Genomic DNA, 8572 nt, shown 5'->3' with positions numbered 1-8572 from the left:
TGCCAGCGCGGCCGCAACAAGCGTGGCGCGCAGCCCCAATTCTGCCAACATGGTCAGCGCGCCGCCGAAGCCTACGGCGACCAAGACCCAAAGAAAAAGCAGTGCACGCTCATCGACCTTATCGGCCAGCACTTCGGCCAACAGCCAGCAGGCCAGCCCACCGGTCATTCCCAGCACGACATGCAGCACCCGGTTCTTCAGCATCAGCCACCTCCCGCTTGGCTTATTGCCCGCGAAGGCTAGCGAGGCGCTGCGCAAAATGCCAGAGCGGCTCAGCCGCCGTGGGTGGCCAACCACGCGGGAATTGCGCCGATATCGGGTAGAACGGCATCTGCGTGCGGCGCAAGGTCATCGGCGCTTGCAAGCCCCGTCAACACCGCCAGCGTGCGCATACCGGCGCGCCGACCTGCAACAAGGTCATGTGTGCTGTCGCCCACCATCACCACTTCGCCCGGGTCAAGTGCAACCGCGCGGGCAAATGCCAGAAGCGGGCCGGGTTCGGGCTTGGCACCGTGCCCGGAATCGTAGCCCGCTATGAAATCGAACAGATCCGTCACCTCGGCCGAGGCCAGATGCGCCTGCGCCGGGGTCTCTGCATCATTGGTGACAACCCCAAGTTTTAGCCCCTGCAAGCGCAGACCACTTAGCAGCGGGCGCAGCGGCACTGCGGGCATTTGTGGGGCCAAGGCCGCGCGCGCGTTCATCAGCGCCACCAGTGCCGCGCTTTCACGGCCCGGCAAATGCGGCAGAAGTGCTTCGGCAATCACCTCTGGCGTGCCCGCGATTACCGGGCTTGATGCCAGAAACCCCGCCTGCACCCCCGCTGCCGGATCGGCAAAGCGATAACCGATAGCGCGGCCTAGCCGCGATGCGATAGCGTCATCGCCGCCTGCGAGTTCTTCCAGCAACCCCTGCGCCCAGACGCCCCATGTCGCGTGAAAATCGAACAAGGTGCCGTCCTTGTCGAACAGGATGCCCCGAACCTTCGCCATCATGCCCCCGCTCGCGCCGCAGGGCGCGTTTGGCTGCCTAGCAGGTCTCGTGCTTTCATGTCCAGTGTGCCGCACCGGGGCCCGCCAGAACCGCAGCTGCCTGAATCGGCAACTCTGGTGAAATCCCGGCTGCGGCGGCAAAGCCCTGCACCCACTTGTCGTCTTGCAGAAGGAAATCAAGCACCGCGGCCAGAAACGCCGGATCGGATGCAAGCGCGCGCAGGTCGGCCACCGCAGCGCCACTGGCGGAAAGAAAAGTCGTAAAAATATCGTCGTCGGCGGCGATCCAGCCAAGTGCTTGAATTGCCAGTGTTTCGGCGGAATCCTGCTTCATTGCCCTGATATTTCACATCCTGGATTCATAACTGGAAAGGGTTTGTTAACCTTTTCAAACAAAGGATGACCACAAGGATAGTGGAAGTAAAGCGAGAGGCCCATACCATGGCAGGAAAGATCCTGATCGTGGATGACGTTGCGACGAGTCGGATCATGCTGAAGGTCAAGCTTTCCGGCGCTTGCTACGAGACTATCCAGGCCGCGACGGGTGCGGCAGGGCTGCACCTTGCGCGCAGCGAACGGCCTGACCTTATCCTGGTCGATCTGCATCTGCCTGACATGAGCGGGATTGAGTTTTGCAGGCACCTGCGCGCCGATCCGGCAACGGGCACGGTCCCCTTGGTCGTGCTTACCGCCGCCACTGACCCCGCCACAAGAGTAGCGGGCTTGCGCGCCGGGGCGGACGATTTTCTGACCAGGCCGATAGACGAAACACTGCTGCTTGCGCGGTTGCGTAGCTTACTGCGCGCCCGCGAAACCGACGAAGAGCTGCGCCTGCGCGAAAGCACCAGCCGCGCGCTCGGCTTTGCCGAGCCAACCTTTGAGTTCGAAGCGCCTGCGCAAGTGGCGCTGGTCAGTTCGACGCGCGAGCGGGGTGCCGCGTGGCGGCGGGCGCTGGCACCGCATCTGCGCAATGCCCAGTTTTCCGTGCTTTCGCGTGACGAGGCGCTTGCCAATATTGCCACGCCAGCGGGGGCCGATGGTTTCATCATCGACTCTGTGTTTTCCCGGGCGGGCGATGGGCTAGAGCTGATGTCGGAATTGCGCGCGCGTCCGGCAACGCGCCACGCGGTGGTCTGCATCGCGCTGGAAACAGGGATGCGCGATACTGCGGCGGTGGCGCTTGATCTTGGCGCAAATGATCTGTTGGCGGCAGATCTGAGCTGCATCGAAGATGCGCAAGAAGCGGCGCTGCGGTTTCAGGCGCAGTTGCGCCGCAAGACCGCAGCCGATCGCCAGCGCGCCAGCGTGGCAGACGGGCTGCGCATGGCGGTCACCGACCCGCTGACCGGGCTATATAACCGCCGCTATGCGCTGCCGCATCTGGCGCGCATCGCTGAACGGGCGCGCGAGACCGGGCGCCAGTTTGCGGTAATGGTGCTGGATCTCGACCGCTTCAAGAAGGTGAACGATACATGGGGCCACGCCGCGGGGGATCAGGTGTTGTGCGAGGTCGCACAGAGGCTGGCCACCAGTCTGCGCGAGGTCGATCTGGTGGCGCGGATTGGTGGTGAAGAGTTTCTGGTTGCGATGCCGGAAACCACGCTCGAGGCGGCGCGGCTTGCCGCTGAACGGCTTTGTCATGTGGTGCAGCAGGAACCGGTGCGTTTGGCTGATGGCAAAACGCGGATTTCAGTAACGCTTTCAATCGGGTTGGCGATGGGAGGCGGGGGCACGCTTTGCCCCGAAGTCGAGGCGCTGATGGGCGCGGCTGACCTCGCCCTGCTTGGCTCCAAGGCATTCGGGCGCAACAAGGTCACGGTCAGCGCCAACGCGGCGTAAGAAGGGCGCGGTTTGCATTGGCCCGTATCGGCGTTCAAGGCATGGCGATGCCTGCGCAGTTCAGGCCTTAGTTATTGCGCTGCTGCTGTTGCATCTGGGGCTGGGGCGGGGTCATCGGCGAAGTGCGCTCGGCGCGAAAACCCCGGCGCAACGCGTCTTCCAGCCGATCGGCAAAGGCGCGGCGGGCAAGCGGGCCCATATCTGCCAATCGCTCAAGCATAAGCCGCTCGCCTGCATCGATACGTTCCTTGCTGCGCACGCCGTAGGCGGTGATTGCGCGGCGCGCGGCGGCTTCGTCCCAAGGCTCGGCGCGCACCGCTTCGATCAGCGCCAGATAATCTTCGCGCGAGGCCCGGTGCATTTCGCGCAGACCAAGGCTTTCTGCCTCGGCAGCCACGCGCAGCGCCTCGCGATCCTCGGCTGAAAGCGCCTCGGTAAAGGTGCCAAGCGTGATGTCGGAAATCGCCGGTCTCGGTTCATGGCGGGCGATACCTATGGCCCCGCCCACGAGCACGCCAAGCACCAGCAAATTGACCGTCAATGACACCACAAGGGCAATGCGCATCCCATGCCCGGCGCGCGGCGCCTCGGGGGGCTGCGCAGGGGGCTGCGGCGGGGCGCTGGTCGGGGTCGTCGGATCGCTCATTCAAAATCCCCCAAGTCCGTTGCTAGCGCAAATACGTCGTCGCCCGGCAGCAGGTTCATCACGGCCAGCGTTTCATCACCGCCAAGCAGATCGGCGGTGGTCAGTGCCAAGCCGCCTACGCCGGCAAAGCCGATCCAGACCCCGGCCACGGTGGCGCTGGCAAGCCCGCTGACCGCAGGCCAACCACCGATTGCGCCGAACAACTCTTTCAGAACGGCTCCGAAGCCGGAAATCCCGCGCGCAGCCGTGGCGCGTGGTGGTGGTGCGGTGCGGGCTGCAAGCTCTGCATCAGCATCGGCCAGAACGCGTGCAAGCAGGCCCGGCGGCAGTTCAAATGCCTCGAAGCGTGCCTCATCAAACAGGGCCTCAAGCATTTCGTCTGTCTGCTTCACATCAGCCATGACCATACCCCAGTTCTTCGCGCTGCCCCGCAAGATGCGCAGTCAACGCCCGTTTACCTCTCGCCGTCAGGCTTTCCACGGCCTCGACGCCGATCTGCATCACCGCGGCGATCTCGGGGTTTGCCAGCCCCTCGATGTGCCGTAGCACCACGGCCTGTCGCTGCCGCTCTGGCAGCGCGTCGAGCGCGTCTTGCAAGGCGTTCGCCCGGTCACGCGCAATCATTCTATCAACCACGGCGGGCACCCCGTCTTCCGGCTCGGCGATTTCGTCAAGCCCTACTCCGCGACGGCGGCGCAAGCGGTCGGTGCACAGGTTCGCTACGACCCGGTAGAGCCAGGTCGAAACCTTCGCCTCGCCTTGCCGCCATTCTGGCGCTATCCGCCACAGTCGCAACATCGCCTCCTGCGCCACATCCTCGGCTTCGGCCCCGTCACCCAGCATCCGCGTTGCTACCCGCAAGGCCAGCGGCGTGAAACGTTGGGCCAACACATGCGCAGCCGCCCGGTCTCCGTTGCCGTAAAGCACCAGTAGTGCCTCGTCCGAGGCCTGCGAAACTGCGTCAAACGCCATCGACATTGCCCCTGTGGCCTAGCGCGCGGGAACGCCTTTTGCAAACCCTACCCGGCGGCGCACCGCCGGGTAGGTAATCTTAGTCGTCAACGATGCCAGAAAGGCAGCCTGCCCTGATAGGCATTGTCTTGGTTGCCTTGCCGGTCATGACGCCCAGTTTGGGCGTTGTCGCGCATCGAGCGGCCGTTGGTTTTGTCGCCCGGGTTCATATTGCTGCGCGGGTTCATATTGGCGCGCGGGTTGTCATTGCGCGCGGTCTGCATGCGGTTTTGCATGGCCAGCTTGGCGGCATCGAACTCGTCTTGGCTAATCGCACCGTCTTTGTCTGCGTCGATGCGGTCAAATACGGCCTGCGGCAGCGTTGGGGGCAACCGTACGATCTGATGCCCGGCAAGTTCGGCCGCCGAAAGCGCGCCATCGCCATCCGCATCAAGTGCCGCAACCGTCAACTTGGACCGTTCTTCAACCTGCGCCATCTGATAGGCGGTCAGTTCCGAAGCGTCGATCTTGCCGTCGGCATTTGCGTCAAGCGTGCTGGTCGCCGCATCACGCGCCGCGGTGATTTCTTCCATCGTCAGTTTGCCATCGGCGTTCGTATCAAGCTTGGCGAAGTCGAACAGCGTCGGGCGCGCGGTTTCCGCGATCGGCGCAGCGGGCGTATCGACAGTGGCGGTTTGCGCCACGACCGGCATTGCCAGCGCCAGACCGGTTGCCGCAACCAGTGCGGTGGTGATGTAAGTCTTGTAGTTCATTGGTTCGTTCTCCTAAACTCCCGACGGTTCTCCCACCGTCCGATGCTTATGAAACGCGGGGCAGGCACGATTCCGTCGCTTCTATATTGGCGTCTTTTCACGGAGGCTGTTTTCGGCCAAGAAGGGTCAAACCAGCCGCAGGACTTCAGATGACCAACACAGACCTCGTAGAAGACCGCCCGCTTGGCCGCGCTTTGCGCCGCGGTTTTACGGGTGCTTGCCCGAACTGCGGCCGTGGGCGGCTGCTGCAAGGGTATTTGCGCCTGCGCCCGACCTGCCCGGTTTGCGGCGAAGATCTTTCACATGCGCGCGCCGATGACGGGCCTGCGTATCTGACCATCCTGATCGTAGGGCATGTGCTGGCACCGACGATTGTGGCCGTGTTCGTGCATTGGCGTCCGTCGCCACTGGTGCTGATGTCGCTGTTCGCCTCGGGTGCGGTGATGCTGTCGCTGGCGCTGCTGCCAAGGCTTAAGGGCATGTTGGTCGGTATCCAGTGGTCACGGCGGATGCACGGGTTCGGAGGGGTCGAAGCGCGCGATGTCTGAGCCGGTAGACAAGTCGCAACTGCGCGATGCGGCGACGATTTTACTGGTGCGGCAGGCACCGGCGGGGCCGCAGGTGCTGATGGGCATGCGCGGCGCGGCGGCGGCCTTCATGCCTTCGAAATACGTATTTCCGGGCGGCGCGGTCGATCCGGGCGATGCGGTTGTTCCGCTTGCAACACCGCTTGCGCAGGGTTGTAGCGCGCGTCTTTCGCAGCACGCGCGGCCCGGGCTGGCGGGGGCGCTGGCCGCAGCGGCTGTGCGCGAGCTATGGGAAGAAACCGGGCTGATGCTCGGGGTGCCGGGGCGTTGGCCGGGTGCCGCGCCACCCGATTGGCAGGGTTTTGCCGAAGCGGGCATGTTGCCTGATGCCGGGGCGCTGACCTTTGTCTTTCGCGCCATCACCCCGCCGGGCCGCCCGCGCCGGTTTGATGCGCGCTTCTTTCTGGCCGATGCCGCCCGCGTGGCAGGGGACGTGACCGATTTTTCACGCGCTTGTGACGAGCTTTCGCACCTGCATTGGGTGGCGCTGGCCGAGGCGCGTCGGCTTAATCTGCCATTCATCACCGAGGTGGTGCTGGCCGAGGTCGCAGCACTGTTGGCGCGCGGCGAGGGGTTGGCGGCGCGAACCGAAACGGTGCCCTTCTTCGATAACTCAAATGAGGTTTCGCGGTTTATCCGCCTTTAGGCACCGCGCGCGCCCAGCACGATACCGATCAGGCTGACCACCACCAGCGCGATGCCCAGCCCTTCTCGCGGGCGCAGCCGTTCGTGAAAAACCACCGCCGAGATCGCAAGCGTAAAGACAATCTCGACCTGCCCCAGTGCGCGCACATAGGCCGCGTTTTGCAGCGCGAAAGCGGTAAACCAGCCCGCAGAGCCAACCACCCCCGCGACCCCCACCCAGATCGTGCGCTGCCAGGCACGCACCACGCGCCCCAACTCGCCCGGTTCGCGCGCCCGTAGATACAGCGCCATGCCAAGCGATTGCGCAAAGGTTACGCAGGCAAGCGTAAAGATCGCGCGGCTGAACGAGCTGAGCGGAAGCAATTCCTGCGTGGCACCCCGATAGCCAATAGCAGAAATGCCGAACAACATCCCCGCCAGCACCCCGTATAGCGCAGCGCGGCTAAAGATGCCGCCGCCACCGGGGCGATGCGTCAGCGCCAAAAGCCCCAGAAACCCTACGCCGATTGCCACCCATCCCGTGGGGCTGATCGCTTCGCCCAAGACCAGCGCCGAAAACGCCGCGACCTGCACCGTTTCGGTTTTGGTAAACGCCACTCCCACCGCGAAATTGCGCAAGCTGAACAGCGCCACCGTCAGAAATGTTGCCGCTACCTGCGCGGCTCCTCCGGTTAGCGCAAAGGCCCAGAACCGCGCGCCGGGCAGGGGCAACTCGGTGCCAGTGGCAGAGAATGTCGCCACCGCCGCAAGCGCCGCCAGCGGTGCGCCAAAGAGAAACCGCGAAAACGTGGCACCGCCCGTGGAAAGCCCCGCGCCCTTCAGTTGCTTTTGCAGCATGAATCGCAGCGATTGCACCAAGGCCGCGCCAAGCGTGACCAGAACCCAAAGGCTCACCGCGCCGCCTCAAGCTGAGCAAGGTCGTAGCCGTTGAATGCCAGCACATCGCGGGCCGCCGCCATCAGGTCGGGCCGTGCGAGGCCGGGCCGGGTTACGATCATCGCCCATCGCCCCGAAGGGGTTGCAAGCACCGCCAGCCGGTAATCCTGATCGACCCAAAGCACCCAGACCGGGTCACCGCCAAAGCCCGGTGCGGCGGTGATCCGCGCGCCGGGCCCTGAAAGACGCGCTTGTGCGATCAGCGGCGCGGGGGCTGTGCCGGTGCAGTCGGTGCCGCTGAGCGCAAAACCAGATGCGGTTGCATCCCAGACCATTTCGCGGCCAGCGCAACCCGGCGTGTGGCTGGTCGCCACCTGCCAGCGCCCTGCGAAACGCGCGGCATCAAAGGCCATAACCGAGGCGATGCGCAGGCTTGCGTCGCGCCGCGGCGGGGCCGGGCTGGTGCAAGCGGCAAGTGCCAGCGCCAACGCCAGAATGGTTGTGGCGCGGGTTATTGTAGACATTCGGTCACTGTCTGGCCGCGGTCGGTCAAAATCTCGTTGCAGCCGGCAAGCGGCGTCAGGGGCGAACAGCTGCGCGAGCGGGCAAGGCATGCGCCCTCGCAATCGCTGGCGCGCTCGCAAGCCTTGCCTGCGTCTCCGGTTTGGTGCTGGCAAAAGAGCAGACCTTGCCCGAGCGCGCGGAAGTTACCTCCGCGCGCCTCACAGGCGCTGCGCGCGGCATCGACGGCGGCAGCCCCTACCGGCGGCAGGGGTGATGCCGCGTCGGGTTTGCAGCCTGCCAAGGCAAGCAGCGCCAGAGCCGTTATCAGAACCGCACCCAGCCGCATTGCGCTACCCCTATCAGAACGGCATCGGATGCGCTTTGTGCGCGCGGTCGATGGCAGCAAGCACGTCGGCGCTGAGCACCAGTTCGGTTGCGCCCAGCAAATGCTCCAACTGTTGCGTCGTTGTTGCACCAATGATCGGCAGCGCCGGAAATGGCCGCTGCAACACCCAAGCCAGCGCCATCTGCACCGGATCAAGCCCCGCTTCCCCTGCGATGGTATGATAGGCCGCGATCGCATCCCATACGCGCGGAGTGACGCGGCCACCAAGGTTAGCATTCACCGCGCGGCGCGAGCCCGGCGGAGGCGGCGCGTCGGGGGCGTATTTGCCAGTCAGAAGGCCCGCGGCAAGCGGCGAATAGGCCAGCAGCATAACGTCCTCGTTCACGCCCAGTTCCGCCAGATCGGTATCGTAG

13 protein-coding genes are annotated in these 8572 nt (G+C 64.6%); 3 read left to right on the top strand and 10 right to left on the bottom strand.

Annotation, left to right across the window (positions count from 1 at the left end; translation table 11 throughout):
- The 3 genes from ABY403_RS10220 to ABY403_RS10210 form a co-directional block, all read right to left on the bottom strand.
- On the bottom strand, window positions 1–204 hold a 204-nt coding region (locus tag ABY403_RS10220), incomplete at its 3' end, for a hypothetical protein (protein WP_372840697.1).
- Between the two features lie 68 nt (window positions 205–272).
- Window positions 273–992, bottom strand: a complete 720-nt coding sequence (locus tag ABY403_RS10215) for an HAD family hydrolase (RefSeq protein ID WP_372840696.1) — start codon at window positions 990–992, stop codon at window positions 273–275.
- A gap of 55 nt (window positions 993–1047) precedes the next feature.
- A complete protein-coding gene (locus ABY403_RS10210) occupies window positions 1048–1326 on the bottom strand; it encodes a DUF3572 domain-containing protein (RefSeq protein ID WP_372840695.1) in 279 nt (92 codons plus the stop codon).
- 107 nt (window positions 1327–1433) lie between these two features.
- Here ABY403_RS10210 and ABY403_RS10205 point away from each other — a divergent pair, with 107 nt between their 5' ends.
- Window positions 1434–2831, top strand: a complete 1398-nt coding sequence (locus tag ABY403_RS10205) for a diguanylate cyclase (protein ID WP_372840694.1) — start codon at window positions 1434–1436, stop codon at window positions 2829–2831.
- A 67-nt stretch (window positions 2832–2898) separates the two neighbouring features.
- Here the strand turns inward: ABY403_RS10205 and ABY403_RS10200 are convergent, their stop codons facing one another.
- From ABY403_RS10200 to ABY403_RS10185, 4 genes are all read right to left on the bottom strand, one after another.
- Window positions 2899–3477: a periplasmic heavy metal sensor gene (locus ABY403_RS10200; protein WP_372840693.1), complete on the bottom strand. Its 579-nt coding sequence runs from the start codon at window positions 3475–3477 to the stop codon at window positions 2899–2901.
- On the bottom strand, window positions 3474–3878 hold the full coding sequence (locus tag ABY403_RS10195; RefSeq protein WP_372840692.1) for a hypothetical protein: 405 nt from the start codon (window positions 3876–3878) through the stop codon (window positions 3474–3476). Before ABY403_RS10195 ends, ABY403_RS10200 begins: the two co-directional genes overlap by 4 nt.
- On the bottom strand, window positions 3871–4455 hold the full coding sequence (locus tag ABY403_RS10190) for an RNA polymerase sigma factor (RefSeq protein ID WP_372840691.1): 585 nt from the start codon (window positions 4453–4455) through the stop codon (window positions 3871–3873). The genes ABY403_RS10195 and ABY403_RS10190 overlap by 8 nt, the downstream gene beginning before the upstream one ends.
- An 80-nt stretch (window positions 4456–4535) precedes the next feature.
- Window positions 4536–5201 carry an EF-hand domain-containing protein gene (locus ABY403_RS10185; RefSeq protein ID WP_372840690.1) on the bottom strand — a complete coding sequence of 222 codons (666 nt, stop codon included), beginning with the start codon at window positions 5199–5201 and terminating at the stop codon, window positions 4536–4538.
- A gap of 149 nt (window positions 5202–5350) precedes the next feature.
- Between ABY403_RS10185 and ABY403_RS10180 the strand changes: the two genes are divergently transcribed.
- Both ABY403_RS10180 and ABY403_RS10175 read left to right on the top strand, forming a co-directional pair.
- Complete coding sequence (locus ABY403_RS10180; protein ID WP_372840689.1) at window positions 5351–5749, top strand: DUF983 domain-containing protein; 399 nt, start codon at window positions 5351–5353, stop codon at window positions 5747–5749.
- Window positions 5742–6434 (top strand): DNA mismatch repair protein MutT, encoded by a 693-nt coding sequence (locus ABY403_RS10175; RefSeq protein ID WP_372840688.1) that lies wholly within the window; start codon window positions 5742–5744, stop codon window positions 6432–6434. Before ABY403_RS10180 ends, ABY403_RS10175 begins: the two co-directional genes overlap by 8 nt.
- On the opposite strand, the gene ABY403_RS10170 is transcribed toward ABY403_RS10175, so the two are convergent.
- The 3 genes from ABY403_RS10170 to ABY403_RS10160 all read right to left on the bottom strand — a co-directional run.
- Window positions 6431–7327, bottom strand: coding sequence for an EamA family transporter (locus ABY403_RS10170; protein ID WP_372840687.1), 897 nt, complete (start codon window positions 7325–7327; stop codon window positions 6431–6433). The genes ABY403_RS10175 and ABY403_RS10170 overlap by 4 nt on opposite strands.
- On the bottom strand, window positions 7324–7833 hold the full coding sequence (locus ABY403_RS10165) for a lipocalin (protein WP_372840686.1): 510 nt from the start codon (window positions 7831–7833) through the stop codon (window positions 7324–7326). The genes ABY403_RS10170 and ABY403_RS10165 overlap by 4 nt, the downstream gene beginning before the upstream one ends.
- Before the next feature lie 339 nt (window positions 7834–8172).
- A partial coding sequence (locus tag ABY403_RS10160; protein ID WP_372840685.1) for an aldo/keto reductase occupies window positions 8173–8572 on the bottom strand: 400 nt, incomplete at its 5' end.

It is taken from the genome of Phaeovulum sp., assembly GCF_041596715.1.
In the GTDB taxonomy this organism is placed as follows: Bacteria; Pseudomonadota; Alphaproteobacteria; order Rhodobacterales; family Rhodobacteraceae; genus UBA6213.
The sequence above is the reverse complement of the archived record's forward strand: the minus strand, read 5'-3'. Positions and strand labels throughout refer to the sequence as shown.